Source organism: Nocardioides litoris (genome assembly GCF_006346315.1).
Lineage (GTDB): Bacteria > Actinomycetota > Actinomycetes > Propionibacteriales > Nocardioidaceae > Nocardioides > Nocardioides litoris.
Map to the genome: position 1 here is coordinate 113,284 of NZ_VDMR01000004.1, position 26,273 is coordinate 139,556.

At 75.4% G+C, this 26,273-nt stretch carries 26 protein-coding genes; 9 read left to right on the plus strand and 17 right to left on the minus strand.

Features of this window, described 5'->3' with window-relative positions:
- Positions 1 to 45: 45 nt before the first annotated feature.
- From FJQ57_RS14675 to FJQ57_RS14710, 9 genes are all read right to left on the minus strand, one after another.
- Positions 46 to 693 (minus strand): SanA/YdcF family protein, encoded by a 648-nt coding sequence (locus FJQ57_RS14675; protein WP_139981566.1) that lies wholly within the window; start codon positions 691 to 693, stop codon positions 46 to 48.
- Positions 694 to 731: 38 nt separating this feature from the next.
- Complete coding sequence (locus FJQ57_RS23640) at positions 732 to 2,648, minus strand: ArnT family glycosyltransferase (protein ID WP_139981568.1); 1,917 nt, start codon at positions 2,646 to 2,648, stop codon at positions 732 to 734.
- A gap of 48 nt (positions 2,649 to 2,696) precedes the next feature.
- Positions 2,697 to 4,055 carry a mannosyltransferase YkcB-related protein gene (locus FJQ57_RS14685; protein ID WP_211348949.1) on the minus strand — a complete coding sequence of 453 codons (1,359 nt, stop codon included), beginning with the start codon at positions 4,053 to 4,055 and terminating at the stop codon, positions 2,697 to 2,699.
- Between the two features lie 36 nt (positions 4,056 to 4,091).
- Positions 4,092 to 4,592, minus strand: a complete 501-nt coding sequence (locus FJQ57_RS23015) for an ArnT family glycosyltransferase (RefSeq protein WP_211348950.1) — start codon at positions 4,590 to 4,592, stop codon at positions 4,092 to 4,094.
- Positions 4,593 to 4,829: 237 nt separating this feature from the next.
- The gene (gene rocD, locus FJQ57_RS14690; protein ID WP_139981570.1) at positions 4,830 to 6,053 is read right to left on the minus strand and encodes an ornithine--oxo-acid transaminase; all 1,224 of its coding nucleotides are present in this window, start codon (positions 6,051 to 6,053) and stop codon (positions 4,830 to 4,832) included.
- On the minus strand, positions 6,050 to 7,561 hold the full coding sequence (locus tag FJQ57_RS14695; RefSeq protein WP_246081831.1) for a sensor histidine kinase: 1,512 nt from the start codon (positions 7,559 to 7,561) through the stop codon (positions 6,050 to 6,052). The genes rocD and FJQ57_RS14695 overlap by 4 nt, the downstream gene beginning before the upstream one ends.
- Positions 7,558 to 8,286 (minus strand): response regulator transcription factor, encoded by a 729-nt coding sequence (locus FJQ57_RS14700; protein ID WP_139981572.1) that lies wholly within the window; start codon positions 8,284 to 8,286, stop codon positions 7,558 to 7,560. The genes FJQ57_RS14695 and FJQ57_RS14700 overlap by 4 nt, the downstream gene beginning before the upstream one ends.
- 94 nt (positions 8,287 to 8,380) lie before the next feature.
- Positions 8,381 to 8,956, minus strand: coding sequence for a hypothetical protein (locus FJQ57_RS14705; RefSeq protein ID WP_139981574.1), 576 nt, complete (start codon positions 8,954 to 8,956; stop codon positions 8,381 to 8,383).
- Between the two features lie 49 nt (positions 8,957 to 9,005).
- Complete coding sequence (locus tag FJQ57_RS14710) at positions 9,006 to 9,887, minus strand: helix-turn-helix transcriptional regulator (protein ID WP_139981576.1); 882 nt, start codon at positions 9,885 to 9,887, stop codon at positions 9,006 to 9,008.
- 27 nt (positions 9,888 to 9,914) lie between these two features.
- Between FJQ57_RS14710 and FJQ57_RS14715 the strand changes: the two genes are divergently transcribed.
- The gene (locus FJQ57_RS14715; RefSeq protein WP_139981577.1) at positions 9,915 to 10,304 is read left to right on the plus strand and encodes a VOC family protein; all 390 of its coding nucleotides are present in this window, start codon (positions 9,915 to 9,917) and stop codon (positions 10,302 to 10,304) included.
- A gap of 15 nt (positions 10,305 to 10,319) precedes the next feature.
- Here FJQ57_RS14715 and FJQ57_RS14720 read toward each other — a convergent pair whose 3' ends face one another.
- A complete protein-coding gene (locus FJQ57_RS14720; RefSeq protein WP_139981579.1) occupies positions 10,320 to 10,850 on the minus strand; it encodes a hypothetical protein in 531 nt (176 codons plus the stop codon).
- 79 nt (positions 10,851 to 10,929) lie between these two features.
- Here FJQ57_RS14720 and FJQ57_RS14725 point away from each other — a divergent pair, with 79 nt between their 5' ends.
- The 3 genes from FJQ57_RS14725 (at position 10,930) to FJQ57_RS14735 (ending at position 12,789) form a co-directional block, all read left to right on the plus strand.
- Positions 10,930 to 11,322, plus strand: coding sequence for a hypothetical protein (locus FJQ57_RS14725; RefSeq protein WP_139981581.1), 393 nt, complete (start codon positions 10,930 to 10,932; stop codon positions 11,320 to 11,322).
- A gap of 124 nt (positions 11,323 to 11,446) precedes the next feature.
- Positions 11,447 to 11,950 carry a SigE family RNA polymerase sigma factor gene (locus FJQ57_RS14730; RefSeq protein WP_139981583.1) on the plus strand — a complete coding sequence of 168 codons (504 nt, stop codon included), beginning with the start codon at positions 11,447 to 11,449 and terminating at the stop codon, positions 11,948 to 11,950.
- Positions 11,947 to 12,789, plus strand: a complete 843-nt coding sequence (locus FJQ57_RS14735; protein WP_139981585.1) for a hypothetical protein — start codon at positions 11,947 to 11,949, stop codon at positions 12,787 to 12,789. The genes FJQ57_RS14730 and FJQ57_RS14735 overlap by 4 nt, the downstream gene beginning before the upstream one ends.
- Before the next feature lie 27 nt (positions 12,790 to 12,816).
- Here the strand turns inward: FJQ57_RS14735 and FJQ57_RS14740 are convergent, their stop codons facing one another.
- On the minus strand, positions 12,817 to 13,026 hold the full coding sequence (locus tag FJQ57_RS14740) for a helix-turn-helix domain-containing protein (RefSeq protein ID WP_139981587.1): 210 nt from the start codon (positions 13,024 to 13,026) through the stop codon (positions 12,817 to 12,819).
- A 9-nt stretch (positions 13,027 to 13,035) separates the two neighbouring features.
- A complete protein-coding gene (locus tag FJQ57_RS14745; protein WP_139981589.1) occupies positions 13,036 to 13,503 on the minus strand; it encodes a DUF2975 domain-containing protein in 468 nt (155 codons plus the stop codon).
- Between the two features lie 111 nt (positions 13,504 to 13,614).
- Here FJQ57_RS14745 and hrpA point away from each other — a divergent pair, with 111 nt between their 5' ends.
- From hrpA to FJQ57_RS14760, 3 genes are all read left to right on the plus strand, one after another.
- The gene (hrpA, locus tag FJQ57_RS14750) at positions 13,615 to 17,469 is read left to right on the plus strand and encodes an ATP-dependent RNA helicase HrpA (protein ID WP_139981591.1); all 3,855 of its coding nucleotides are present in this window, start codon (positions 13,615 to 13,617) and stop codon (positions 17,467 to 17,469) included.
- A 45-nt stretch (positions 17,470 to 17,514) separates the two neighbouring features.
- Complete coding sequence (locus FJQ57_RS14755) at positions 17,515 to 18,126, plus strand: hypothetical protein (RefSeq protein ID WP_246081832.1); 612 nt, start codon at positions 17,515 to 17,517, stop codon at positions 18,124 to 18,126.
- A gap of 377 nt (positions 18,127 to 18,503) precedes the next feature.
- A complete protein-coding gene (locus FJQ57_RS14760) occupies positions 18,504 to 19,865 on the plus strand; it encodes an extracellular solute-binding protein (protein ID WP_139981593.1) in 1,362 nt (453 codons plus the stop codon).
- On the opposite strand, the gene FJQ57_RS14765 is transcribed toward FJQ57_RS14760, so the two are convergent.
- Together FJQ57_RS14765 and FJQ57_RS14770 are read right to left on the minus strand one after the other, a co-directional pair.
- Positions 19,826 to 21,193: a ribonuclease D gene (locus FJQ57_RS14765; protein WP_139981595.1), complete on the minus strand. Its 1,368-nt coding sequence runs from the start codon at positions 21,191 to 21,193 to the stop codon at positions 19,826 to 19,828. The genes FJQ57_RS14760 and FJQ57_RS14765 overlap by 40 nt on opposite strands.
- Positions 21,190 to 21,807, minus strand: a complete 618-nt coding sequence (locus tag FJQ57_RS14770) for a DUF3000 domain-containing protein (protein ID WP_139981597.1) — start codon at positions 21,805 to 21,807, stop codon at positions 21,190 to 21,192. Before FJQ57_RS14770 ends, FJQ57_RS14765 begins: the two co-directional genes overlap by 4 nt.
- Before the next feature lie 70 nt (positions 21,808 to 21,877).
- Between FJQ57_RS14770 and hemE the strand changes: the two genes are divergently transcribed.
- Together hemE and FJQ57_RS14780 are read left to right on the plus strand one after the other, a co-directional pair.
- Entirely contained in the window at positions 21,878 to 22,915 is a 1,038-nt protein-coding gene (gene hemE / locus FJQ57_RS14775; protein WP_139981599.1) for a uroporphyrinogen decarboxylase, read from the plus strand.
- 50 nt (positions 22,916 to 22,965) lie between these two features.
- Positions 22,966 to 24,228, plus strand: a complete 1,263-nt coding sequence (locus tag FJQ57_RS14780; RefSeq protein ID WP_139981601.1) for a TerD family protein — start codon at positions 22,966 to 22,968, stop codon at positions 24,226 to 24,228.
- Between the two features lie 144 nt (positions 24,229 to 24,372).
- Here FJQ57_RS14780 and FJQ57_RS14785 read toward each other — a convergent pair whose 3' ends face one another.
- The 3 genes from FJQ57_RS14785 to FJQ57_RS14795 form a co-directional block, all read right to left on the minus strand.
- Positions 24,373 to 24,696: a nucleoside triphosphate pyrophosphohydrolase family protein gene (locus tag FJQ57_RS14785; protein ID WP_211348951.1), complete on the minus strand. Its 324-nt coding sequence runs from the start codon at positions 24,694 to 24,696 to the stop codon at positions 24,373 to 24,375.
- A gap of 46 nt (positions 24,697 to 24,742) precedes the next feature.
- Entirely contained in the window at positions 24,743 to 25,678 is a 936-nt protein-coding gene (locus FJQ57_RS14790; RefSeq protein WP_139981603.1) for a DUF4349 domain-containing protein, read from the minus strand.
- Positions 25,679 to 25,747: 69 nt separating this feature from the next.
- A complete protein-coding gene (locus FJQ57_RS14795) occupies positions 25,748 to 26,170 on the minus strand; it encodes a VOC family protein (RefSeq protein ID WP_139981605.1) in 423 nt (140 codons plus the stop codon).
- Positions 26,171 to 26,273 lie beyond the last annotated feature (103 nt).

The window sequence follows — 26,273 nt, forward strand, 5'->3', positions numbered from 1 at the left end:
TCGCAGGTGCGCGGCGCGCGGTGACACCGCGGGTCGGCGTACGACCTAGGCGTCCCAGGACTCCCGGCCGTCACCGGTGATGGGGATCGACCGGCCGCCGGTGACCTCGGGCCGCAGCGTCGCCTCGCCGAGGCCGCGCACCCGGGCCAGCACCTCGCGCAGTCCGGAGCCGGTGTCGCTGACCACGAGCCCCTGGGCCTCGATGCCGGCCGCGCGGGCCAGGTCGGTGCTGCGGGCGACGTACCACTGCTGGGTCACCACGACCGCCGTGTCGACCCGGAAGACGTCGCGGGCGCGGCGCATCGTGTGCCAGGTGTTGAAGCCGGCGTAGTCGGTGAAGACGTCCTGCGGCGCGACGCCCGCGTCGAGGGCGGCCTGGCGCATCGCGTCGGGCTCGTCGTACGACGCGTCGCCGTTGTCACCGGAGAGCAGCAGCTTCTCGACCAGCCCGGCGTCGTACAGCGAGACCGCCGCGTCGAGGCGCTCGCGGACGACCGGCCCCAGCGTGCCGTCGGGTCGCACGAGGGAGCCGGGCACGATGGCGACCTGGGCCGGTCGGACCGTGGCCAGGTCGTCGGTGACGTGGTCGTCGCTGCGCAGCAGCACGACCGCGTTGGCCACCGCCACGACCGCGACCGCCAGCACCGCGCCCGCGAGGGCGGCGATCCGCACCCGTCGACCCCACCGCTCCATGCGGCGAGTCTAGGAGCGCGGCCCGCCACCCGTCGGGATCACGCGCTGAGGTCGTAGAGGGTGACCCCGTCGACGGTCTGGGCGGGGTAGGTGGCCGCGACCCAGGTGGCGATCTCGCCGTCGCCGCCGGGGCCGCCGCCGAAGCCTCCACCCCCGAGGCCGCCGCCCCCGGCGATGAACCAGTGGATGCGCCCCTCGGCGACGTACTGCTGGAACTCCGCCAGCGTCGGGCTCGGGTCGCTGCCGTTGAACCCGCCGATCGGCATCACCGACCGCTCGGTGGCCAGCTGGTAGCCCGCGGCCGAGTTGGACCCGACGGTTGCGGCCACCCAGTCGTAGGCGTCGGCGTCCTGCAGCAGCAGCGCGGTGACCGCGCCGGTCGAGGTGCTGCCGTCGATCAGGCCACCCACACCACCCTGGCCACCACCTGGGCCGCCACCCGCGCCGCCACCGCGCGGCCCGGACCCGCCGGCCGTCGCCGGACCGGCCGAGGGGATGGAGCCGGTGTGCGGGGTCGCCGCCGTCGCCACGCTGGACGCCGCCGGGCCGGCCAGCGTGGTGACCAGGACCGCCGCGGCCACGAGCACCGCGGCCGGCCGGGGCAGGTGCCGCACGACCACCACGAGCATCGCGGCGGCGAACCCGACCACCACGACGGCCCAGCGCAGCCAGGGCAGCCAGTCGGGGGTGCGGTCGAGCAGCACGAACGACCAGGCCGAGGTCAGCGCGGCGCAGCAGCCGAGCACGCCCGCGGCCACGAGCGAGTCCCGGCGCTGCCACAGCGCCCAGGCGCCGAGGGCGGCACAGGCGGCGATCGCCGGGGCCAGGGCCACGGTGTAGTAGGCGTGGTAGATGCCGGCCATGAAGCTGAACGTTGCGGCGGTGACGACCAGCCACGACAGCATGCTGGTCGCGGCGGCCTTGACCGGGCGGCGGCCGGCCCAGGTCGCGGCCACGCCGAGCACCAGCGCGGCGGGCAGCAGCCAGGCGACCTGTCCGCCGTTCTCGGTGCCGAGGAGCCGGAACAGCCCGGTCGAGCCCCAGCCGCCACCGCCTGCGCCGCCGACCGACCCGACCTCGTCGCCGGTCAGCCGGCCGAAGCCGTTGTAGCCGAAGGTCAGCTCGAGGAAGTCGTTGGTCTGGCTGCCGCCGATCCAGGGCCGGCTCGACGCGGGCCACAGCTCCACCACGGCCACCCACCAGCCGCCGGCCACGACCATCGAGCCCAGCGCGGCCAGGAGGTGCAGCACCCGGCGCCGCCACGGCACGGTCGCGAAGACGGCGTACGTCAGCGCGAAGCCCGGCAGCACCAGGAAGGCCTGCAGGGTCTTGGTCAGGAAGGCCAGGCCGAGCAGCGCCCCGCCGAGCACCAGCCAGCGCACGGCCCGCTCGGTGCCGTCGGGCTCGAGCGCCCGCAGGGTGGCGTACGCCGCGCCGGTCATCAGCAGCACGAGCAGCGCGTCGGGGTTGTTGAAGCGGAACATCAGGGCCGCCACCGGCGTGGTCGCCAGCACCAGCCCGCCGAGCAGCCCCGCCCAGGCCGAGCCGGTCGCGCGCCGGACGGTCGCCACGACCAGGGCCACCGACGCGACGCCCATCAGGGCCTGCGGCACCAGGATGCTCCACGACGACAGCCCGAAGACCCGCACCGAGAGCGCCATCGGCCACAGCGCCAGCGGCGGCTTGTCGACGGTGATCGACCCGGCGGCGTCGGAGGCGCCGAAGAAGAACGCCTGCCACGACTCCGATCCGGCCTGGGCCGCGGCGGAGTAGAACGAGTTGGCCCACCCCGACGCGCCCAGGCCCCAGAGGTAGAGCACCGCGGTGCCGACCAGCAGCACGGCGTACGCCGCCGACTCGGGCCGCACGCGGCGCCGCGGGGCACCCGGGGCGGGCGGTGGGGTGGCGTCGGGGGTCGGGCCGGCCCCCGGGCGGTCGTCGGTGAGCGTCGTCATGCCGACCACGGTCGGCGGCGCGGCTGGGGCCCGGGTCGGGCCCGGCTGTCAGCGCCCTGTGAGCCGGCGGGCGGGCGGGACGGTGAGGTCGTGCACGACGACGCCGTCGACCACCCGGGCCGGGAAGGTGCGGGCGACCCACCGCTCGATCCGCACGGCCGCCGAGCTGCCGGTGCGGGTGACGGCGAGGTCCTCGCCGTCCGGCTCCTCGCGCACCAGGCGCCCGCCACCGGAGACGAACCAGTGGATCCGGCCCTGGGCGACGTAGCGGCGGAACTCGGCGAACGACGGCGCCGGGTCGGTGCCGTTGAACCCGCCGAGCGGCATCACCGAGCGGTCGGTCGCGAGCTGGAAGCCGGCCGCGGAGTTGGCGCCGGTCACCGCCGCGACCCAGGTGTAGCGGTCGGCGTCGCGCGCGAGCAGCCGGGTCAGGGCGGGGGAGGACCGGCTGGCCGTCAGCAGGTCGCCGACCGACGGGCCGTCGGGGTCGGCCGGCGTCGGCGCCGGCCCCCCGGCGTACGACGGCTCGGGGGCGGCCGGGGGACCGGCGTGGGGGACCGCGCCGGAGTGCGGGGTGGCCGCGGTCTCCACGGAGTACGCCGCCGGGCCGACCAGCCCGGCCAGGAGCGCCGCCGCGGCGAACCCGGCCCCCACCGGCACCGCGCGCCGGTGGGCGTGGGCCACCCGCCACAGGGCGACGAGCGCGAGGGCCAGCACGACCCAGGGCAGCCACGGCGACCACGACCGCTGCGGCCACAGCACCACCAGGGCCATGACGCCGGTCACCACGACGGCCGCCCCGAGGGTGCGGGTGACCACGGCCTCGCCGCGGTGGTGCCAGGCGACCCACGACCCCAGGCCCACGAGCGAGGCGACGCCGGGTGCGAGGGCGACGGTGTAGTAGTCGTGGAAGATGCCGCCCATCAGGCTGAAGACCAGCCAGGTGACGCCGGTCCAGGTCAGCCACAGCACCACGGCAGGGCGTGCGCGGTGGCCCTCGCGCGCGCCGCGGGTCAGCCACAGGGCGAGGACGCCGAGCAGCGCGGCTGCGGGGAGCAGCCACGAGGCCTGGCCGCCGGACCCCGGGTCGAGCAGGCGGAGGACGGTGTTGTGGCCCCAGCCGCGGCTGGTCGAGACCGAGCCGACCTGGTCGCCGGTGAGCCGGCCGACACCGTTGTAGCCGAGGACGAGCTCGAGGGCGGAGTTGCGCTGGGAGCCGCCGATCCAGGGCCGGGTCGCGGCCGGCCACAGCTCGACCGCGACCAGCCACCACGAGCCGAGGACCGTGGTGGCCGCGGCCGCACCGAGCAGGTGCAGCCAGCGGCGCAGCACCGGCGCGGAGGCGAAGAGCAGGTAGGTCAGGGCGAGCGCGGGCAGCACCAGGAAGGCCTGGAGCATCTTGGTCATGAAGGCCAGGCCGACCAGGGCGCCGGCCGCGGCCAGCTACCAGCCGGCCCGCGGCGCGTCGAGCGACCGCAGGGTCAGCACCGCCGCGCCGACCAGCAGCAGCACCAGCAGGCCGTCGGGGTTGTTGAACCGGAACATCAGCACCGCGACCGGCGTCAGCGCCATCACCGTGCCGGCGAGCAGCGCCGCGGTGGCCGACCCGGTCGCCCGTCGTACGCCGTGGTGGACGACGGCGACGGTGGCGACGCCCATGAGGGCCTGCGGCGCCAGCACCGCCCACGGCGAGAGGCCGAACAGCCGCACCGAGAGCGCCATCGGCCACAGCGCGAGGGGCGGCTTGTCGACCGTGACCGACCCGGCGGCGTCGAAGGAGCCGAAGAAGAACGCCTGCCACGACTCGCTGCCCGCCTGGACCGCGGCGGTGTAGTAGGCGTTGGCCCAGCCCGAGGCGCCCAGGCCCCACAGGTAGAGCACCGCGGTCGCGAGGAGGAGCACCGCGAGCGGCGGGACGCGGCGCAGGCGACGGAGGTCGGGCATGGCCTCAGCGTGGACCCAGCGAACCCCGGCCGACCACGCCGCGCAGCCCCTTTCACCCCCTCGACCCGGAAGATTTCCTGGTCGTTGGGGAACGGTTCAGCCGGCGCTCAGGATGCACCCCGGAGCGGTGGCTGAGGTGCGAGCGGAGCGAGCCTCGATCCCCGCGGCTCGGGTGCGTCGGCTGCGGTGGCTACGAGGCTCGTCGCTGGCGCTCCTCGCACCTCAGCCGGCGTGGGCTCAGGCCTGGCTGACGACCTCGGCGAGCTGGTCGAGGCCCCAGGAGAGGTCCTCGTCGGAGACGACCAGGGGCGGGGCGAGGCGGATGGTGGAGCCGTGGGTGTCCTTGGCCAGGACGCCGCGGGCCAGCAGCGCCTCGCAGACCTGGCGGCCCGAGCCGACGCGGGGGTCGACGTCGACGCCGGCCCACAGGCCGCGCACCCGGACGCCGACGACGCCGCGGCCGACCAGCGACTCCAGGCGCGAGCGGACGAGGACCTCGAGGTCGGCGGCGCGGCGCTGGAAGTCGCCCGTGGCGAGGAGGTCGACGACCGCGCTGCCGACGGCGCAGGCCAGGGCGTTGCCGCCGAACGTCGAGCCGTGCTGGCCCGGCTTGAGCACGCCGAGCACGTCGCGGTCGGCGACCACCGCCGAGACGGGCACGATGCCGCCGCCGAGCGCCTTGCCGAGCACGTAGAGGTCGGGGACGACGTCCTCGTGGTCGCAGGCGAAGGTGCGTCCGGTGCGGCCGAGGCCGGCCTGGATCTCGTCGGCAGCGAACAGCACGTTCTCGCGGGTGCACACCTCGCGGATGCCGGCCAGGTAGCCCGGCGGCGGGATGATCACGCCGCCCTCGCCCTGGATGGGCTCGACCAGCACGCCCGCGGTGCGCGGGGTGATGGCGGCCTCCAGGGCCGCGAGGTCGCCGTACGGGACGGTGGTGAAGCCGGGCGCGAACGGGCCGAAGTCGTCGCGGGCCTCGGCGTCGTCGGAGAACCCGACGATGGTGGTGGTGCGGCCGTGGAAGTTGCCGCTGGCCACGATGATCTCGGCCTGGCCGGCCGGGATGCCCTTGACCTGGTAGCCCCACTTGCGGATGACCTTGATCGCGGTCTCGACGGCCTCGGCGCCGGTGTTCATGGGCAGCACGAGGTCCTTGCCGCACAGGTCGCCGAGCTTGGCGGTGAAGTCGGCGAACTGGTCGTGCACGAACGCCCGGCTGGTCAGCGTGAGCTTGTCGAGCTGGGCGTGCGCGGCCTCGAGCAGGCGGGGGTGGGAGTGGCCGAAGTTGAGCGCGCTGTAGCCCGCGAGCAGGTCGAGGTGACGGGTGCCGTCGACGTCGGTCATCCAGGCGCCCTCGGCGTGGGCCACGACCACCGGCAGCGGGTGGTAGTTGTGCGCCGTGCGCTGCTCGGCACGGTCGAACTCGACGGCGGTGCGGCGGTCTGTGGTGGACACGGTCATGTCTGGCCTCCCTCGGCCTCGGGTCTCACCCCCACTGTAGGGGCGGAGGCCAGATTGTCAGACAATCGAGGTGGACCCAAGTCGTCGGAGAGGCGTACGTCGACGAGCGTGTCGCCCGGCTCGCTGGTGAGCACCACGGTGCCGCCGTGGGCGGTGACGATGGCCTCGACCAGCGCCAGGCCGAGGCCGACGCCGCCCTCGCGGTGGCGCGCCGCGTCGGCCCGCGCGAAGCGCTCGAACGCGTGCGGCACCAGCGCCGCCGGGAAGCCCGGTCCGTCGTCGTGCACCCGGAACCCGTCGCGGCGGGCGGTGACGGTCACCGTCGTGCCCGGCGGGGTGTACTTGCGGGCGTTGGTCAGCAGGTTGGTCACCACCTGGTGCAGCCGCTGCTCGTCGCCGTGCACCTCGACCGCCTCGTCAGGCAGGTCGAGGCGCCAGCGGTGGTCGGGGGCGACCACCCGGGCGTCGGAGAGGGCCTCGAGCAGCAGCCGGGTCAGGTCGACCGGCTCGCGCTCGAGGGGGCGTCCGGAGTCGAGGCGGGCCAGCAGCAGCAGGTCCTCGACGAGGGTCGTCATCCGGCGCGACTCGTCGGCCACCTTGGCCAGCGCGGTCGCTGCGGCCGCGGGGTCGTCGGGCCGCCGGCGGGCCAGCTCGGTGTAGCCGGCGATCGTGGTCAGGGGCGTCCGCAGCTCGTGCGAGGCGTCGGCCACGAACCGGCGCACGCGCTGCTCGCTCTCGTGCCGCGCGTCGAGCGAGGTCTCGACGTGGGCGAGCAGGGTGTTGAGCGCGGCGCCCACCTGCCCGACCTCGGTCCGCTCGTCGGTCAGGTGACCGGGCACCCGCTCGGTCACCCCGATCTCGCCCGCGTCGAGCGGCCGGGAGGACACCGAGTGCGCGGTCGCGGCCACCTCGCGCAGCGGCCGCAGCTGGCGGCGTACGACGGCGCGAGCGGCGAGCCCGGCCGTGACGACCGCGAGCAGGCCGAGCAGCAGCTCCAGCCGGACCAGGGAGGCCACCGACTCGTCGAGGTCGGCGGTGGGCAGGCCGGTCACCACGGGACCCGGTCCGCCGTCACCGGTCGTGGCGGCGACGACCCGGTAGCTGCCGAGGGACCCCAGGTCGAGCTGGCGCACCACGCCGTCGGTCGGCACGTCGGCCAGCCGGTCGAGCACGGCGCTGTCGAGGTCGGTGGCGCCGGTGCCGGTGAGCACGACGCCCCGGTCCTGCGCCGGCAGGGCGAACAAGGTGCCGGGGGCCTGGTTGCCCAGCGGGCCGTCACCGCCGTCGACCTGGCCGCCGCCGTCGGGCCGGGGGCCCGGGGGGCGCCCGCCGTCGCCGCGGGGGCCGCGCTCGTTGGCCACCGAGGCCAGCACCCGCTGGTCCAGCTGGTCGGTCAGGCTGGCCCGCATGGCCAGGGTCGTCGCCGTGCCCAGCAGCAGGCTGACCACCGCGACCAGCAGGACCGCGGTGACGACCAGCCGCGAGGTCAGCGAGGCCGGCAGCCTCACGGGACCGGCTTGAGCACGTAGCCCGCACCGCGCATGGTGTGGATCATCGGCTCCCGGCCGGCGTCGACCTTCTTGCGCAGGTAGGAGATGTAGAGCTCGACGACGTTGGCCTGGCCGCCGAAGTCGTAGTTCCAGACCCGGTCGAGGATCTGCGCCTTGCTCAGCACCCGCCGCGGGTTGCGCATCAAGAAGCGCAGCAGCTCGAACTCCGTCGCGGTCAGGCTGATCTCCTGCCCGCCCCGGACGACCTCGTGGCTGTCCTCGTCGAGGGTGAGGTCGCCGACGGAGAGCACCGACGACGCCTGCGCCTGCTGCGCCCCGGAGCGCCGCATCAGCGCCCGCAGCCGGGCCACGACCTCCTCGAGCGAGAACGGCTTGGTGACGTAGTCGTCGCCGCCCGCCGTCAGGCCGGCGATCCGGTCCTCGACGGCGTCGCGCGCGGTGAGGAAGAGGACCGGTACGTCGGCGTCGACCGCCCGCATCCGGCGCAGCACCTCCATCCCGTCGAAGTCGGGCAGCATCATGTCGAGCACGACGGCGTCGGGCTTGAGCTCCTTGGCGGCGGCGACGGCCTTCGACCCCGTGTGCGCCGCCGCCACCTGCCACCCCTCGTAGCGCAGGGCCATCGAGATGAGCTCGGCGATGTTGACCTCGTCGTCGACGACGAGGACCCGCACCGGCGAGCCGTCGGGACGGGTGAGCGCGGGGGCAGCAGGACCGGCCATGAGGACACTGTGGACCGGCTGTCTGTGAGCCCGCTGTGGGCCGCCCGTGAGCCTGCGGTCAGCGACTGCTGGTGGCGGCCGCGACCGGTCGGGCTCAGGGGGCGAAGACCTGGAAGGCCACGTCGTCCGACGGTGACGGCTCGTCGTCACCGAGGTCGGCGACGGTGTGGATCTCGACGTCGCCGGGCTTGCACGCGTAGACCTGGGACGACCAGAGGGCGTCGATGGCGACTCCGGCCGAGGAGGAGTAGTCGGTCGAGACCTGGATGGCGCTGCGCCGCAGGTCGACACCCTTCGACGGGGTCAGGCACCAGATGCCGGTGACCGGCTGACCGTCGTCGAGACCCGGGCTCACCGAGGCGAACCCCACGGTGCGGTTCTTGTCGAGCACGTGGGCGATGCCGCCGGTGGGGCTGTCGACGCGGGTGACGAACGCGTAGGCCCGCCCGATGGCCGGCCGGGGGCGCAGGGACGGGTCGAGGTCGGCGGCCTTGACCCCGCCGTTGCGCAGGTCGGCGGAGGTGAGGCTGCCGTTGCGGACGTCGGCGCTGGTGACCGCGCCGTTGCGGATGTCGGCGCTGGTGACCTTGCCGCCGGCGTACCCCGCGGTGCCGGAGGCGGCGACGAGGGCGAGGGCGGCGACGGTGAGGACCGGGACGGTGGGCTTCATGGGCGCGGACCCTAGGCCGGTGCCGGCCCGCGCGCATGACACGGAGTGACTAGTCCGGCGGGACCCTCCCGGCCCGGTAGGCCCCCGGCGTCACCCCGACGAGAGCGGTGAACTCGCGACCGAAGTGGGCCTGGTCGTAGAACCCGTGGGCGACGGCCAGGTCGGCCAGCGAGCCGGTCCAGCCGGCGTCGAGCGCGGTGACCACGTCGTGCATCCGGTGGCGGGCGAGGACCCACTTGGGCCCGACGCCGACGTAGCGGGCGAACAGCCGCTCCAGCGACCGCCGCGACACCCCGTGCCGCGCGGCCACGTCGTCGACGCGGACCAGCGAGCGGTCGGCGAGCATCTCGGCCACCACCTCGATCAGCAGGGCGTACGCCGCCTCGTCGGCCCCCGGGGTGCCCGCGGCGAGGACAGACAGCGCGGCGTCGGTCGCGGCCGCGGCCGCGGCGGGCTCGACCGGGTGCGCCAGGCCGTCGAGCTCGGCGAGCGCGTCGTGCACGCCCGCGGGCAGGAGGTCGGCGCCCGGGACCGTCGCGTCGACCAGGGCCCGGGCGTCGGCGCCGGTGAGCGCCACGAGTGCGCCGGGCCGCAGCTTGGCGCCGTGCACCCACCCCCGGCCGGCCACCGCGACGTCGAAGCGCCGCGTGGTCACCCCGGTCACCAGCACGGCCGCGCCGGCGGCCTCGGGGCGGCGGGCGGTGCCCCGCTCGACGGTGACGTTGCACGTGGGGTGCGGCACCACCGCGCTGGGGAGGACCGTGCCCTCGGGCAGGTCCCACGCGAGCGTCCAGTGGTAGTCGACCCAGCGCGCGGTCGCCGGACCGGGCTCGGTGCGGTCGAGCTGCACGTGGCGCGCGAGCTCGGCCGGTCGCAGGATGCCGGCCCGGGTCGTGGTGGCCGGCGCCGTCGCGTTTGTCCTAGCAGCCACCTCGCCAGCCTAGGGACGATCGGGGACATGACGCAGACCCCCGCCGCCCCGCCCGCCGTGCTGAAGATGACGACCCTCGACTGCGGCGACGTGGCCGCCGAGTCCGCCTTCTGGGCCGGCCTCCTCGGCTGGTCGGTGGTCCACCAGCAGCAGGAGTACGCGATGCTCGCCGGTCCTGGCGACCAGCCGGCCCTCGGGCTCGGCCTCGTGGTCGACCACCAGCCGCCCGCCTGGCCCGACGAGGGCGGGCGCAAGCAGTTCCACCTCGACCTGGCCTGCGCCGACGTGGCTGCCGCCGAGGCCCGCGCGGTCGAGCTGGGTGGCGCGGTGGCCGACCCGCAGCCGGGTGAGACCTGGCGGGTCCTCCTCTCGCCCGCCGGCCACCCGTTCTGCCTGACCGACGCCGCTCGCTGGTAGCCCGCCGGTCCGGGTTCAGAGGCCCTCGGCGAAGCGCAGGAAGGCGCCTTCGGCCCCCACGCCGTAGCGCGAGGCGAGGGCGTGGCCCAGCAGCGCCACCCCGGCCGGGACGGGTTGCTCCCACTGCACGGTGTACTCGGTGCGACTGCGGCTCGAGCACCAGTTGGTGCTCCCCGTCCGGCGGAAGCGGGCGAGGCGGGCCCCGTCGAGGACCAGCTCGGCCCGCTTGGCGCCCGTGTGCCTGAGGCGGGCCGTGCGGCCCTCCCACTGCACGTACCAGTCGTCCTCGGCGCGCCGGTTCCTCGCCGTGCTCTCGACGACGTGACCGACGAGGCCGGGTGCGTGCACGGTGCGCTGGTCGTGGTGCAGCAGGAGGACTCCGAGGGCTTGGCTCTCGACCCGGTACGGCGCCGCACCGTCCTCGACGGGGGTGACGAGCACCGGCCCGTGGACCGTGTCGGCGGCCCAGCCGGGCGGCTCCACCGGGATCTGGCCCGCCTGCTTGATCACGGTGATCACACGCTTGGCCGTCCGTCGCAGGTCCATGCGGCCCAGCATCCCCGCTCGTGGGTGTCCCATGCCCGAGGCACAGCCCGCCCACAGGCCGCGTGCGCACCGTGACGGCATGACCGAGACGACGCACGACCCCGCGCACCCGGCTCCTGCCGCCCGCCCCGCTCACCGCACGCTCGGCCTCAGGGCCGCCGGCGGCGTCGCGGTGGTCGCCCTCCTGCTCGGCGGTGCCGGCGGTGCGGCGCTCGGGGCCCTGTCCTCCGGCGTCGACGACGGCGGCACCGGTCCCGGCGGGGGAGGACCGGGCGGACGGCAGGGCCAGTTCCAGGGCCCGTTCCAGGGCCCGTTCCAGGGCCAGGCCCCGGGCGGCCAGCAGCAGGCGCCGCAGGGTCAGCTCCCGGGCAGCCAGCCCGGGGTGCCGCCAGGCAGCGGCCTCCCGCCGGGGACGACCCCGCAGGACGACGTGCAGCCCGACACCGGCGCCGGCGGCACCACCTCGACCTGACGGGGCGCGCACGACCGGTCGTGGACCCCGAGCCCGCGGAGACCCAACCGATCCGGCTCGACCTGCGTCCAAGGGGGTGGAAGGGTGCCGCAGGGCACCACCTCGACCGGACGGGCGGGACCGCATGGGCAGGCGCGAGGAGCGGGAGCAGGCGTTCACCACCTACGTCGCCGAGCGGCGTCCGCACCTCCACCGCACGGCGTACCTGCTGTGCGGCGGTGACGGCCACCGGGCCGAGGACGTCGTGCAGCAGGCGCTGGCCAAGCTGTACGCCGCGTGGCCGCGGGTCGCCCGGGCCGGCTCGATCGACGCCTACGCCCGGCGGGTGCTGGTCAACGCCCACCTCGACGAGGTGCGTCGTCCCTGGCGGCGCGAGCGCCCGGTCGCCGACGGCCTCGACCGCGCCGCGCCCGCCGGGCCGACCGTGGAGGAGACCGACGCGTTGTGGACCGCGCTCGCGGCCCTGGCGCCCGGCCAGCGCCGGGTCGTGGTGCTGCGCCACTACCTCGGGCTGTCGGTCGAGGAGACCGCCGCCGACCTGGGCGTCAGCCCCGGGACGGTGAAGAGCCAGACCGCCGACGCGCTCGCCCGGCTGCGCGTCGCCCTCGCGGACGGAGCGACCCGATGACCGAGCCCACGCCCGACCCCCGCACGAGCGCGCTGCTCGAGCAGCGGCTGCACGACCTGGCCGCCCGTGCCGTGCCGCCCGCCGTGCCGGTCGCCGACGACGTCGCCCGCGGTCGTCGTCGCGTACGCCGCCGCCGCGCCGTCCTCGGCGCATCGGCGCTCGCCGCCGTGCTGGTGGTGGGCGGCGCGGCCGGGCTGGCCCGGTCGGGCCCCGACGACCGGGCCGTCGACCGCACCCCGGTGGCCACGTCGACACCCACCCCCACCCCGACCCCGACGACGGCCCCGACGACGGCCCCGACGACCTCCACGGCGCCCCCCGCCGCGCCGGCCGACCCCCGCGACGCCCAGCAGCTGCTCACCGACTGGCGCGACGTCGTCGCCTCCTACCTCGACCGGCGGGACCAGCACCTGGAGCGGGTGCCCAGCAACGTCCAGTCGGGCAGCGGGCTCGGGACCAAGCTGGGCTGGTCGCAGGCGGGCTCCGACGGGCTCGGGATGGTGCAGCTCTTCGTCAGCAGGACCTGGGCGGACCAGTGGTACATGTGGTGCGACAGCTCCCAGGACTGCCGCGACCTCACGGTCCGCGGACCCGACGGGGGCGAGGTGGCGGCCCGGGTCATGGAGGCCGACGGCGAGACCTGGGTCGGGGTGCAGCACGACGGGTTCGTCGTGGCCCTCATGGTCGACGCGCTGTTCGGCAACAACGCGGTGGTGCCGGTCGACGGGTTCGACGTCTCGGTGCGGACCCTGGCGCGGGTGGCTGCGGACGACCGGTTCTCGATGCCGACCGCCGAGCAGCAGGCGGGGGTCGACCGGGCCTTCGGCTGGCCCGGGTGACCGGCGGGCGGGACGCAGGGAGGCGGGTCAGGCCTCCGGCTCCCACCGCAGCAGGTCGCCGGGCTGGCAGTCCAGCGCCTCGCACAGCGCCTCCAGGGTGGCGAACCGGACCGCCTTGGCCCGGCCGTTCTTGAGCACGGCGAGGTTGGCCGGCGTGATGCCGACCCGGTCGGCCAGCACCCCGACCGGCATCTTGCGCCGGGCGAGCATGACGTCGATGTCGACGACGATGGGCACCGCGCGGCCTCAGATGACCGCGTCGAGCTCGGTGCGCAGCGCCACGGCCTGGGCCAGCAGCGCGCGCAGCACGAGGACGAGCAGGGCGACGCCGAGCACGAGCACGCCGGCGCCGCCGATGAGCAGCACCACGCCCGGCGCGACGTCCTCGCCCGGCGCGGCCACGGCCCCCAGCGCGAAGAGCAGCAGCGCCGCGACGGCGGCCGACGCGGCCACGGCGTCGACGTAGCGGAAGGAGGTCTGGGAGAAGACCGCGCCGCGTCGTACGAGCGTGGTGAGGCGCCAGGTGCAGACCATCGTGACCTGCACGCAGACGATGCCGAGCAGCACGATGGCGACCACCGGCCAGCGGACGCCCGCGGGTGCGTCATCGAGGTCGGCGGCGAGCAGCGGGACCATCACGACCTGCACGAACAGCGAGCCGGCCAGGCCCAGGGCGAGCACCACGCGCAGCGCGGTGACGGTGGAGCGGGGCATCGGGGACCTCCAGGTGTCGAGCAACGGCCACAATCTATCGAGATTCGATAGGTCGGGCAAGGGGTGACCCGTTCGCCGACCCGCCCGGGCACCCGGCAGAATGGACGGACCATGACCGAGTCGGCGCTGGAGCAGGGCATCTCCTACCCGCCCGACCTCCCGGTCAGCCAGCGCCGCGACGACATCGCCGCCGCGATCCGCGACCACCAGGTCGTCGTCGTGGCCGGCGAGACCGGCTCGGGCAAGACGACCCAGCTGCCCAAGATCTGCCTCGAGCTCGGCCGCGGCCGCGACGGCGTCATCGGCCACACCCAGCCCCGCCGCATCGCGGCGCGGTCGGTGGCCGAGCGCATCGCGAGCGAGCTCGGCACCGCGATCGGCGAGCCCGACAGCCCGGTGGGCTACCAGGTGCGGTTCACCGACCGCACCTCGCGGGCCACCCGGGTCAAGCTGATGACCGACGGCATCCTGCTGGCCGAGCTGCAGCGCGACCGGATGCTGCGCCGCTACGACACGATCATCGTCGACGAGGCCCACGAGCGGTCGCTCAACATCGACTTCCTGCTCGGCTACCTCAAGCGGCTCCTGCCGCGCCGTCCCGACCTCAAGGTCGTCATCACCTCGGCCACGATCGACGTCGACCGCTTCGCGACCCACTTCGCCGGGCCCGACGGCACGCCGGCCCCGGTGGTGGAGGTCTCCGGGCGTACCTATCCCGTCGAGGTCCGCTACCGGCCGCTGGTCGACCTCGAGGAGGACGACGACGACGGCGAGCCCCTGGTGCGCGACCAGACCGAGGCGGTGGTCGACGCGGTCAAGGAGCTCGGCCGCGAGGGCGACGGCGACGTGCTCGTGTTCCTCCCCGGCGAGCGCGAGATCCGCGACACCGCCGACGCGCTGTCCTCCGCGCTGGGGGAGCGCGGACCCGAGATCGTGCCGCTGTACTCCCGTCTCTCGGCCGCCGAGCAGCACCGCGTGTTCGCCCCCCACGGTCGCCGCCGGGTCGTGCTGGCCACCAACGTCGCCGAGACCTCGCTGACCGTCCCCGGCATCCGGTACGTCGTCGACACCGGCCTGGCCCGCATCTCCCGCTACTCGGTGCGCACCAAGGTCCAGCGGCTGCCCGTCGAGCCGGTCAGCCAGGCCTCGGCCAACCAGCGCGCCGGCCGCTGTGGGCGCGTCGCGCCCGGCATCGCGATCCGCCTCTACTCGGAGGAGGACTTCGACGCGCGTCCGGAGTTCACCGAGCCCGAGGTGCTGCGCACCAACCTCGCCTCGGTCATCCTCCAGATGACGTCCCTCGGTCTCGGCGAGGTCGCCCGCTTCCCGTTCGTCGAGCCGCCCGACAAGCGCAACGTGCAGGCCGGCACCCAGCTGCTCGAGGAGCTCGGCGCCCTCGACACCACGCCGCGTCCCGCCGCCCCCGAGCCGACGGGTCCCTCCCGGGCTCGCCGCGGTCGCGGGCGGCGTACGGCGCACGAGGGGCCGCGGCTGACCGAGGTCGGCCGGCGGCTGGCCCGGCTGCCCATCGACCCCCGGCTCGCGCGGATGATCCTGGAGGCCGAGCGGCTCGGCTGCGTGCGCGAGGTGGTCGTGATCGCCGCGGCGCTCTCCCTGCAGGACCCGCGCGAGCGGCCGGCCGAGCAGCGCGCGCAGGCCGACCAGCAGCACGCCCGCTTCAAGGTCGAGGGGTCGGACTTCCTGACCTGGCTGGAGCTCTGGCGCTACCTGCGCACCCAGCAGAAGGAGCTCAGCAGCAGCGCGTTCCGCCGCATGTGCAAGCGCGAGCACCTCAACTGGCTGCGCGTCCGGGAGTGGCAGGACTTCGAGTCGCAGCTGCGCCAGGTGTGCAAGGAGATGAAGATCCACCTCGGTCAGCCCGCCGACGTGCCCGACGCCGACGGCATCCACCAGGCGCTGCTCTCCGGCCTGCTCTCCCACGTCGGGCTGCTCGAGGAGCGCGACAAGAAGGACGCCGCGGGTCGCCGCGCCATGCGGGAGTACGTCGGTGCGCGCGGCGCCCGGTTCGCGATCTTCCCCGGCAGCGGCCTGCACCGGAAGAACCCCCCGTTCCTGATGGCCGGTGAACTCGTCGAGACCGGCCGGCTCTGGGCCCGCCAGAACGCCGCCATCGACCCGCTGTGGGCCGAGCGCCTCGGCGCCCACCTGGTCAAGCGCACCTACTCCGAGCCCCACTGGAGCACCAAGCGCGCCTCGGTGCTCGCCCACGAGCGCGTCACCCTGTACGGCGTCCCGCTGGTCGCCGACCGGGTCGTCTCCTACGGCGCGGTCGACCCGGTGGTCAGCCGCGAGCTGTTCATCCGGCACGCCCTGGTGCAGGGGGAGTGGCACACCCGCCACCAGTTCTTCGCCCGCAACCGCGAGCTGCTGGAGCAGGCCTCCGAGCTCGAGCACCGGGCCCGCCGACGCGACATCGTGGTCGACGAGGAGACGCTGTTCGAGTTCTACGACGCCCGGGTCGGCGCCGAGGTGGTCAGCGGCGCCCACTTCGACACCTGGTGGAAGCGCGAGCGGCAGCAGCGGCCGACCCTGCTGACGTTCGACCTCGACATGCTCACCCGCGACGCCGAGGTCAGCGACACCGACTTCCCCGTCGCCTGGCAGGGCGACCGCGCGGGCCTGACCTTCCCGATCAGCTACCACTTCGAGCCGGGCGCGGTCGACGACGGCCTGACCATCGACGTGCCCGTGGCCACCCTCAACCGGGTCGACGACGGCGACTTCTCCTGGAACGTCCCCGGCCTGCGCGAGGAGCTGGTCACCAGCCTCATCCGGAGCCTGCCCAAGAACCTCCGCGTCCCGCTCGTCCCCGCCCCCGACAAGGCGCGCACCTTCCTGCGCGAGGTGCCGGCCGGGGAGGAGCCGCTGCTCGACGCGTTGGAGCGCTGGTGCCGCGCGACGGCCGGGGTCGTCGTGCCCCGGGAGGCGTGGGACTGGGCCAAGGTCCCCGACCACCTGCGCCCGACGTTCCGCGTCGTCGACGAGGGTGGCGCCGAGCAGGCCCGCGGCAAGGACCTGGAGGCGCTCAAGGCGCCGCTGCGGCCTCAGTTCGCGGCCGCGCTCGAGGAGGTCGCCTCCGACACCGGCCTGGCCGCCACCGGCCAGACCGCCTGGACCTTCGGCACGCTGGCGCCCTCGATCACCGAGCGGCGCGCGGGCCACGAGGTGACGGCGTACCCAGCGCTGGTCGACGAGGGCGCGACCGTGGGCCTGCAGGTCTTCGGCTCCCGCGAGGAGGCCGACGCCCGCCACCGCCTCGGCACCCGCCGGCTGCTCGCGCTCGCGGTGCCTGACCCCACCTCCCGCGTGGTCGACTCGCTCACCAACCTCGAGAAGCTCGGTCTCGCCGGGTCGCCGTACGCGAGCGTGGCCGACCTCCTCGCCGACTGCCGGGTCGCGGTGCTCGCCGACCTCGTCGACGACCGGCCCGTCGTGCGCGACGAGGCGTCGTACGACGCGCTGGTGGCCGAGGCGCGCCGCGACCACGAGGCGGCGGTGCGCGCGGTGGTGGGCGACGTCATCGCGGGCCTCGACCGCTGGCGCACCGTCGACAAGGCGCTCGGCGGCCGCGCCGACATGCTCCAGCTGCCGGCCCTGACCGACATGCGCGGGCAGCTGGCGCGGCTGGTGCCCGTTGGGTTCGTGGGCGAGGCGGGGGCGCGGCGGCTGCGCCGCTACCCGGTCTACCTGCGGGCCGTCGAGGCCCGCCGCGAGCGGCTCGACGGTCCCGGCGTCCACCGCGACCGGCAGCTGATGGACCAGGTCCTGCCGCTGCAGGAGGCCTACGACCACCGGGTCGCCGCCCTCCCCGCCGGGCGCCCGCCCGACGAGCGGCTGCGGCGGGTGCGGTGGATGCTCGAGGAGTACCGCGTCTCGCTGTGGGCCCAGCAGCTCGGCACCGACGGCCCGGTCAGCGACCAGCGCATCCGCAAGGCGCTGGGCTGAGTCCCACCCCGGCTGCCTGCACCCCGGGCTGCCTACAGTGGGCCGGTGAGCGAAGCGACCCCGCCGTCCCGGCCCCACCACCGGCCGATGCAGCGCTGGTCGGGGTTCTTCGACGAGGTCGAGGGAGGCGCCGACCCGGCCCTGGTGACCGAGGCCGCCGAGCGGGCGGCCACCGTGCTGGTGCGCGGGCCCGAGGCCCGCGGTGACGCCGGCGTCGCCGAGCGGCTGCTCCGCCTGGCCGACGACGAGGGCATCGAGACCATCGCCGAGGTGTGGTCCGGCTCGCCGGCCGACTCCCTCGCCGGGTGCCTGTGGCGGCTGTTCGTGCTCCGGTCGTGGGTGCACCGCGAACCCGTCCGCGCCGCCCGCGAGTTCGACGCCGGCCGCACCCGCGCCCAGGTCTCCGAGGTGCTCGCCGGCGTCGCCGACCCGCCCGGCCCCGACGAGCTCAAGGCCATGCTCGACGAGGTCCTGCGCGGCATCGCGGTCGGCGACTTCGCCGACGTCCTCCTGCGCGCGGCCGCCTTCGCCCACGTCGTGGCCACCGGCCGTGCCGTCCTCGCCGAGCCGAGCGACAGCGAGGTGCGCCGGATGCTCGGCCTCGCCGAGCAGCTCGAGGCCGCCGGCCACCTCGAGCTCGCGGGTCGCCTGGCCTGACGCGGCTGCCGAGGCGCTTCTGGGGGATACGTTGAGTCCTGGTTGCCCTGAGAGCCGTCTTCACCGGGCAACGCGGGCTCAACGTATCCCGCTGCGCCCGCAGCCCCGGGTGACGATCTCCACATCCTCGCAAGAAGTCGCCGAGACCCCTTGGGGAACATCCAGCGGCGAGTAACGTTGTACCCGTCGAGCACGTCGGGCTGTGGCAGCCCCGGGTCCCACAACAAGCCGCTACGAGCGGCCACGCGCCGTGAGGCGCTCCCGGTCCGGCGTGTTCGACGTCTCGTCTCCCGGGAGGAGGGCGGTCCGGCCCTCGCTGGGTAGGGTGACGCGGTCCACCCGCAGCCGCCGCCCCGCCGCCAGCCCCGAGGAGCACGATGAGCCGACGTCCCCGACGCCGGCTGGTCGCCGTGGCCTCCGCCGCCGCGCTCCTGGCCGGCGCGCTGGCCGCGTGCAGCGGCGAGGCGCCCGCGCCGGGGGCGCCCGACCCCGGCGCCGACGGCCGCACCAGCCTGACCTTCGGCGTCTTCGGCCCCGAGCCGGTCGTGGCGGCGTACCAGCAGATGGTCGACCGCTACAACGAGACCGCCGAGTCCGTCCGGGTCGACATGCTCACCTGGCCCAGCCAGGCCGCGATGCGCCAGGACGTCGCCGAGGGCGCCGGCCCGCCCGACGTCTACCTCGTCTCGCGCCAGGACCTCGGCACGGTGATCGAGCAGGAGCTCAACGTGCCGCTCTTCGAGCTCCTCGAGGCCCGCGACGTCAGCTACGGCGACCGCTACGCCCAGCCCGCCATCGAGGCGTTCTCCGCTGACGACGACCTGCAGTGCATGCCGTCGACGGCCTCGCCCGAGGTGGTCTTCTACAACACCGACCTCGTCGACTTCGACCGCATGCGCGAGCGCGGCCTGCCCGCGCCGGAGGAGGAGCCGCTCGACGGCTGGACCTTCGAGGAGTTCGCGGCCGCGGCCGCGTTCGCCAGCCGCCGCGGCGACAACCGCGGTGTCGCGGTCGAGCCCGACCTGACCCAGCTGGCGCCGTTCCTGCTCTCCGGCGGCGGCTCCCTGTACGACGACGGCGCCGACCCGACCTCGCTCGCCCTGGCCAGCAGCGACAACATCGACACCCTCGAGACGGTCCTGCGGCTGCTGCGCGACCCCACGGTCACCCTGAGCGACGAGCAGCTGGCCGAGGCCTCACCGCTGGAGTGGTTCGAGCGCGGCCGGCTCGGCATGGTCGTCGGCACCCGCGAGCTGGTGCCGCAGCTGCGCGAGGTCGAGGGCCTGTCGTTCGACGTGATGCCGATGCCGCAGGTCGGGAGCGCGGCCACGGTCGGCGACCTGACCGGCCTGTGCATCGCCCCCGGTGACCACGAGCAGCAGTCGGCCGACTTCCTGGTCCACGCGATCTCCGACGAGTCGGTCGCGCCCCTGGCCCGCAGCGGCTACGTCGTGCCGTCCAACGTCGCCGTGGCCCGCTCGGCCGCGTTCCTGCAGCCGGGCGAGCAGCCCGAGCACGCCGGGGTCTTCAACGCCAGCCTCGACGCGCTGCGCCTGGTGCCGATCGTCGAGGACCCCACCGGCCTCGACGAGGCCGTCGGGCCGCTGCTGGAGCAGATGCTGACCGCTCCGGGCGTCATCGACGTCGAGGAGCTCGCCGCCGAGGCCGACGAGGCGTCGCGGGCCGTGCTCGACCCCGACTACACCCCGTCGCCGTCGGAGGACCCCTCGGCGTCCTGAGCCGACCGCTGGCTGCGGGCTCGTGCCCGGTCGGCCCGGGCCTGCTCGTCGGCGTCGAGGACGGCCCGCACGATGACCGGCGCCGTCAACGCGACCTGCCAGGGCCGGGCGCCGAGGCCGGTGAGCAGGTCGACGACGCCGTCGAGCAGCTCGCCCGGGTCGCGGGTCGCGGGCGGGGCCCACAGGACCCGGCGGAGCGTGTCGGGGGTGAGCAGGTTCTCGGCCGGCACGACGTGGTGCTCGGCCAGCTCGGCGACCGCGGCCCGCGCCAGCTGCAGGCGTACGGCGGCGACCGGGTCCTTCTCGGCCCACGCCCGCGGCGGGGGCGGACCGTCGCCGCGCGGCTGGCGCGAGGGCAGCTCGTCCTCCTCCATCGCGGCGACCTCGGTGAGCGCGTCGACCCAGCGGGCGGCGTACCGCTCGGCGCCGCGGCCGTGGAAGCCGGGCGTGGACTGCAGGGCGGCCCGGTCGGTGGGCAGCGCGGTGGCGGCGGCGACGATGGCGGAGTCGGGGATGATGCGGCCCGGCGTGACGTCGCGGCGCGCGGCCAGCTCGTCACGGGTCTCCCACAGCGCCTTGACCGCGGCCAGCGCGCGCCGACCGCGGACCCGGTGCAGGCCCGAGGTGCGGCGCCAGGCGTCGACCCGGGGGGTCGGGGTGAAGAACCGCAGCGCCTCGAACTCCTGGCGCGCCCACTCGTCCTTGCCGGTCTCCTCCAGCTCGGCGGCGAGCCGGTCGCGGAGCTCGACGAGCACCTCGACGTCGAGGGCGGCGTACTCGAGCCAGGCCTTCGGCAGCGGGCGCGTGGACCAGTCGGCGGCTGAGTGCTCCTTCTTCATCCGGAAGCCCAGCAGCGTCTCGACGAGCGTGGCCAGGCCGACGCGGGGGTAGCCCAGGAGCCGGCCGGCGAGCTCGGTGTCGAACAGCGCCGAGGGCCGCAGCCCGACCTCGGTCAGGCAGGGGAGGTCCTGGGTGGCGGCGTGCAGGATCCACTCGGTGCCGTCGAGGGCCTCGGCCAGCGGGGCGAGCGTGTCGAGGGCGACGGGGTCGACCAGGGCCGTGCCGGCGCCCTCGCGGCGCAGCTGGATGAGGTAGGCCCGCCCGGAGTAGCGGTAGCCAGAGGCGCGCTCGGCGTCGATGGCCACCGGGCCGGTGCCACCCGCGATGGCGGCCGCGACCCGGGCCAGGCCCTCGGGGGTGTCGGTGAGCTCGGGCAGCCCGTCGGCGAGGGTGAGCAGCTCGGCCTGCGGGGGCTCGGGGGCGTCGGGGGCCTCGGCCGGCTCGGTGTCGGCGGTGGGGTCGGCGGTGGGGTCGTCGGTGGGCGTCATCGGCCGGGGCTGCCCCGCTGCCCGCGGCGGCTGGGCAGCACGGCCACCCCGTCCGGCACGGGCTCCAGTCCCGATGCGGTGCACAACAGCTCGCCCCAGGCCTCGACGTGGGGCGCGATGTCGAGACCGGCCGGACCCACCACGGGCGTCCAGGAGGCGCGGACCTCGACCTGGGCGGTGCCGCCGTCCTCGGCCATGCCGCCGAAGGACTCGGTGACCACGCGGGTGACGGTGCCCGAGGCGTGGGTGTGCTCGGCGCCGTGGGCCTCGAGGGCGTCGACCAGCCACGACCAGCCGACCTCGGCCAGCATCGGGTCGGCCACCAGCTCGAGCTCGACCTCGCAGCGGCAGTAGGCCACGCAGCGGAACGTGCCGTCCCACGCGTCGTTGCCGGCCGGGTCGTGCAGCAAGATGATCCGGCCCGTGCCGACGTCGACGCCGTCGACGGTCACGTCGGCCGACAGCGCGGCGGCGTGGGGCGCGATGCGCTGGGGCGCGGGCATCTCCTCGCAGAAGACCTCGGGACGCAGCGGGGCGGCACGCATCGCGGCGACCGCGGCCCGGAACTCGCCCGGCGCGGCGCTCTGCTCGCCCGTGGGCTGGCGCACGACCATGAGGTCAGGGTAGGTGCGCCCGGGGACAACCGATATCGGGACACGCCCGAGCGAGTGGGAGGCTTGGCCCGTGGCACCGCACCCCGACCTGGCGCAGAGCGCCTTCCTGCAGGCCGTCCGAGGCGAGCCCGTGAGCCACACGCCCGTGTGGTTCATGCGCCAGGCGGGCCGCTCGCTCCCGGAGTACCTCCGGCTGCGCGAGGGCGTCGGGATGCTCGAGTCGTGCATGCGGCCCGACATGGTCGTCGAGATCACGATGCAGCCCGTGCGCCGGTACGGCGTCGACGCGGCCATCTTCTTCAGCGACATCGTCCTGCCGCTCAAGGCGGTCGGGGTCGACCTCGACATCAAGCCCGGCGTCGGTCCCGTGGTCGCGCAGCCGGTGCGCACCCTCGCCGACGTCGAGGCGATCCCCGACCTCACGCCCGACCACGTCCCGTTCATCACCGAGGCGGTCCGCGGCCTGGTCGGCGAGCTGGGCGGCACGCCGCTCATCGGGTTCGCGGGCGCGCCGTTCACCGTGGCGTCGTACCTCGTGGAGGGCGGGCCGTCGAAGGACCACGCCCGCACCAAGGCCATGATGTTCGGCGCCCCTGACGTGTGGGACGCGCTGATGCGCAAGATCGCCGGCATCGCCGCGGCCTACCTCGAGGTGCAGGTCGCGGCCGGGGCCTCGGCGGTGCAGCTGTTCGACTCGTGGGCCGGCGCGCTCACCCCCGGCGACTACCGCGCCTCGGTGATGCCCCACTCCGCGCGCGTGCTGGCGGCCGCGGGCGAGCTCGGCGTGCCGCGCATCCACTTCGGCGTCGGCACCTCCAACCTGCTCGGCCTGATGGGCGAGGCGGGCGCCGACGTCGTCGGCGTCGACTGGCGCACCCCGCTCGCCACCGCGGTGCCGCAGGTCGGCGACCGCGCCGTGCAGGGCAACCTCGACCCCACCCTCGTCTTCGCCCCGACCGAGGTCATGACGGCCCGCGCCGCCGAGGTCATCGAGGCCGGCCGCGCCGCTCGCGGCCACGTCTTCAACCTCGGCCACGGCGTCATCCCCGCCACCGACCCCGACCAGCTCGCGCGGCTGACGGAGTTCGTGCAGACCTACCCGCTCTGAGCCGGTCGCCGCGGCCGGACGCTCCGCAGGGGCGCCCGTAGGCTCCGGTCATGGCGCAGACCCTCGGCAAGGGCCAGAACGTCCCCCTCCCACCCGGACCGGTGGCCGTGCAGGTGCAGGCGGCGGCGGCCGTCGACGTCTCGGCGCTGCTGCTGACGGCCGCGGGGAAGGTCCGGGGGGACGACGACTTCGTCTTCTACAACCAGCCGTCCGCGGGGGGCGTCCGCCACCGCGCCGACGGGGTCGACGTCGACCCGGCCCAGGTGCCCGAGGAGATCGAGCGCGTCGTGGTCTCCGCGAGCCTCGACGGCGGCGGGCCCGCGACCTTCGGTCAGCTCGGCGGGCTCACCCTCACCGTCTCCGCCGGTGGTGCCCCCGTCGCCACCTTCGTGCCCGACGGGCTGACCACCGAGACCGCGCTGCTCTGCGTCGAGGTCTACCGGCGGCAGGGCGCGTGGAAGCTGCGCGCCGTCGGCCAGGGGTACGCCGACGGGCTCGCCGGCATCGCCACCAACTTCGGCATCACGGTGGGGGAGGAGCCCGCCCCGGCCGCGGCTGCAGCGCCGCCCCCGCCGCCCCCACCGCCCGCTCCCGCCACCCCGGCCGCCCCGGCCGCGGCAGCCCCGCCGCCCCCGCCGCCTCCGCCGCCTCCGGCCCCGGCCGCCCCGGCCGCGGCGCCGGCGTACGGCGACAGCAAGATCACCCTCACCAAGCGCGGCCAGTCGGTCGACCTGACCAAGGGCAGTGGCGGCGCGTTCGTGGTCAACCTCAACTGGAACCAGGCCGCGCCGGCCGACCCCTCGGCCCAGAAGGGCCGCAAGCGGGGGTTCCTGCAGCCCCGGTCCTCGGGCGGGATCGACCTCGACCTGTGCTGCCTGTTCGTGCTCTCGACCGGCCAGGTCAGCGGCATCCAGGCCTTGGGCGGCAGCTTCGGCAGCTACGACCAGGTGCCGTGGATCCAGCTCGACCAGGACGACCGCAGCGGTGCCGCGACGGGCGGTGAGACGCTGCGCATCAACGAGCGGTACGCCGACCGGTTCGACCGCATCCTGCTCTACGCGATGATCTACGAGGGCGTCGCCAACTGGGCCCAGGCCGACGGCATCGTCCGGGTCACGCAGCAGGGCGGCCCGACCATCGAGGTCGCGCTCGACGAGAGCCAGCCGCTGCCGGTCTGCGCGGTCGCGATGCTCACCAACACCGGCGGCGGCCAGATGAAGGCCGAGCGGCTCGTCACCTACCACCGCAGCCAGCTCGAGATGGACCAGGCCTACGGCATCGGGGCGCCCTGGGGCGGACCGGGCCGCAAGTGACGCGTGCGCGCTGGGCGGGGTCTTCGTCATGCTCCGCGCGCTGTCCACGGTGCTCGAGGTCATCTGACGCGCTCGAGGCGGGCTATGGCTTTCCGCCGGGACGCCGAGCACCGCTGAGCACGACGCCCCCGGGGGTCCGTGCCCTCAGCCGTCGAGCCGGGCCCGCAGCTCGGCCACGGTGCTGGTGAACGCCGACTCGAGGTCGACGTCGTAGCAGTCGGCGATCGTCATCACCGCCCACAGGCAGTCGGCCAGCTCGTGCCCGAGGGCCTCGCCGACGTCGGCGGTGCCCGCGTCGCCGCGCACGCCCTCGGCGGCCTGCACCAGCGTGGCGAGGTCGCCCACGTCGCCGACGAAGCCGAGCACCACCTCCTCCGCGGTCCACGAGCGGCCGTAGGCCTCCCGCTCCGCCGCGGCGTAGCGACGGCGCACGGCGCGGGCCTGGTCCTGCAGCTCGGAGAAGTCCACGGCCTCATGGGGCCGGGTCGGTGCGGCTCGGGCCGGGGCTCGGCCGTCAGGGACGCACGGGCGCCGCGGGCCGACGACGACGCAGCAGCACCCGCAGAGGCAGGCCGACCAGCAGGACCACGACGGCGAACGGCAGCACGGCGCCGGCGGCCGTGAGCAGCGCGGTCGCGGTGGCACCGAAGGCGTCGCTCCCGGCCGAGAGGCCGGCCAGGAACCCCTGCTCGTCCTCCGCGCGCGGGGCGGGCGGGTCGTCGCGCTCGATGCGCACCGTGATCGTCGAGTACGACGTCTGGTCGGCCAGCAGGGCCTGGCGCTGCTGGAGGGAGCCGAGGTCGGCCTCGCGCTGGGCCAGCTCGCGCTCGATGCCGACGACGTCGCGGATCGACCCCGCCCGCTCGAGCAGGTCGCCGATGCGCTCGATGCTGCGCCTCTGCAGGGCGGCCCGGACGTCGACGTCGACGACCTGGTCGGCCACGTCGACGGCCGAGGAACCGGAGTCGGTGACGGTGACGTCACCCTCGGCGCCGAGGCGCTCGAGGTCGGTCATGGCCGCGGTGAACACCTCCGTCGGCACCCGCAGAGTCATCGTGGTCAGCACGGCCCCGCCGTCCTCGTCGGCGTCGGTGCTCTCCTCGGCCACCTGGACCTGGCGCGGCCGCAGCGCCTGCAGGACCTCGGTGCGGGTGTCGCGCACGTCGGGGGTGCGGTAGTCGACGGTGCCGGTGCGGACGATCGCGAGCCGGTCGCCGGCCGGGGCCAGGGCGGGCTCGGCGGAGTCGCGCGACCCGCCCGACGCGCCCGTCTCGCTCCCGTCGTCGGCGGCAGACACGCCGCCCGCCGGCTCGGAGACGACCGACGACTCCTCACCGCCGCTGTCGTCGGTGTCGCCTGTCGAGCAGGCAGCCCCGAGCAGGGCGAGCAGCAGGAGGACGGTGGCGAGCGGGACCTGGCGGGTGGCCCGAGAGCGCGGGGGAGAGGTCATGGGGCAGGGACGGGCGCCGGGGACGGACGGTTCCCCGAGCGCCCGCGCCGGTCCAGACCGCCACGGGCGTCAGCCCTGGTAGGCGACCTCCTGGTCGACGACCCAGGTGACGCCGTACGCGTCGACGACGAGGCCGTACAGCGGCGACCAGCCCGACGGGCCGAGCGGGACCAGCACGGTCCCGCCCTGCGCGAGACCCTCGAAGGAGCGGGTCAGCTCGTCGGCGTCGTCGCCGCGCACCGAGACCCAGAACGAGTCCTGGCCGCGCTCCCAGGCCCGGGCCGACGGGACGTCGAAGGCCATCACCCGGAAGCCGGTGGGGGAGGTGACCTGGCCGAACGCGACCAGGTCTGCCTCGCCCACGCCGGGCTCGGGGTAGGCCTCGGCGTGCGTGGCCACGAAGAGGTCGCCGCCGAAGACGGAGTGGTAGTGCTCGAGCGCGGCCCGGGCGGTGCCGCGGAAGTTCAGGTGGGTGGTGGTCTGCACGGTCATGGGAGCCCCTCGGGCGTCGGGGACCGGCCGGTGCCGGTCGACGGGCTCCATGCTGTCGGCAGTGCAGGTCAGGTCCTGTCCGGCACGTGCGGCATCCTGAGGT

What these genes read in the sequence shown, in the direction of transcription:
- FJQ57_RS14685 (WP_211348949.1), bottom strand. Translation starts at nt 4,055, where the DNA reads ATGACCAAGATGCTCCAGGCCTTCCTGGTGCTGCCCGCGCTCGCCCTG.
- FJQ57_RS14780 (WP_139981601.1), top strand. Translation starts at nt 22,966, where the DNA reads ATGGCGCAGACCCTCGGCAAGGGCCAGAACGTCCCCCTCCCACCCGGA.
- FJQ57_RS14760 (WP_139981593.1), top strand. Translation starts at nt 18,504, where the DNA reads ATGAGCCGACGTCCCCGACGCCGGCTGGTCGCCGTGGCCTCCGCCGCC.
- FJQ57_RS23015 (WP_211348950.1), bottom strand. Translation starts at nt 4,592, where the DNA reads ATGCCCGACCTCCGTCGCCTGCGCCGCGTCCCGCCGCTCGCGGTGCTC.
- FJQ57_RS14720 (WP_139981579.1), bottom strand. Translation starts at nt 10,850, where the DNA reads ATGGACCTGCGACGGACGGCCAAGCGTGTGATCACCGTGATCAAGCAG.
- FJQ57_RS14730 (WP_139981583.1), top strand. Translation starts at nt 11,447, where the DNA reads ATGGGCAGGCGCGAGGAGCGGGAGCAGGCGTTCACCACCTACGTCGCC.
- FJQ57_RS14725 (WP_139981581.1), top strand. Translation starts at nt 10,930, where the DNA reads ATGACCGAGACGACGCACGACCCCGCGCACCCGGCTCCTGCCGCCCGC.
- FJQ57_RS14715 (WP_139981577.1), top strand. Translation starts at nt 9,915, where the DNA reads ATGACGCAGACCCCCGCCGCCCCGCCCGCCGTGCTGAAGATGACGACC.
- FJQ57_RS14705 (WP_139981574.1), bottom strand. Translation starts at nt 8,956, where the DNA reads ATGAAGCCCACCGTCCCGGTCCTCACCGTCGCCGCCCTCGCCCTCGTC.
- rocD (WP_139981570.1), bottom strand. Translation starts at nt 6,053, where the DNA reads ATGACCGTGTCCACCACAGACCGCCGCACCGCCGTCGAGTTCGACCGT.
- FJQ57_RS14745 (WP_139981589.1), bottom strand. Translation starts at nt 13,503, where the DNA reads ATGCCCCGCTCCACCGTCACCGCGCTGCGCGTGGTGCTCGCCCTGGGC.
- FJQ57_RS14770 (WP_139981597.1), bottom strand. Translation starts at nt 21,807, where the DNA reads ATGGTCGTGCGCCAGCCCACGGGCGAGCAGAGCGCCGCGCCGGGCGAG.
- FJQ57_RS14735 (WP_139981585.1), top strand. Translation starts at nt 11,947, where the DNA reads ATGACCGAGCCCACGCCCGACCCCCGCACGAGCGCGCTGCTCGAGCAG.
- hrpA (WP_139981591.1), top strand. Translation starts at nt 13,615, where the DNA reads ATGACCGAGTCGGCGCTGGAGCAGGGCATCTCCTACCCGCCCGACCTC.
- FJQ57_RS14675 (WP_139981566.1), bottom strand. Translation starts at nt 693, where the DNA reads ATGGAGCGGTGGGGTCGACGGGTGCGGATCGCCGCCCTCGCGGGCGCG.
- FJQ57_RS23640 (WP_139981568.1), bottom strand. Translation starts at nt 2,648, where the DNA reads ATGACGACGCTCACCGACGACCGCCCGGGGGCCGGCCCGACCCCCGAC.
- FJQ57_RS14795 (WP_139981605.1), bottom strand. Translation starts at nt 26,170, where the DNA reads ATGACCGTGCAGACCACCACCCACCTGAACTTCCGCGGCACCGCCCGG.
- FJQ57_RS14700 (WP_139981572.1), bottom strand. Translation starts at nt 8,286, where the DNA reads ATGGCCGGTCCTGCTGCCCCCGCGCTCACCCGTCCCGACGGCTCGCCG.
- FJQ57_RS14765 (WP_139981595.1), bottom strand. Translation starts at nt 21,193, where the DNA reads ATGACGCCCACCGACGACCCCACCGCCGACCCCACCGCCGACACCGAG.
- FJQ57_RS14790 (WP_139981603.1), bottom strand. Translation starts at nt 25,678, where the DNA reads ATGACCTCTCCCCCGCGCTCTCGGGCCACCCGCCAGGTCCCGCTCGCC.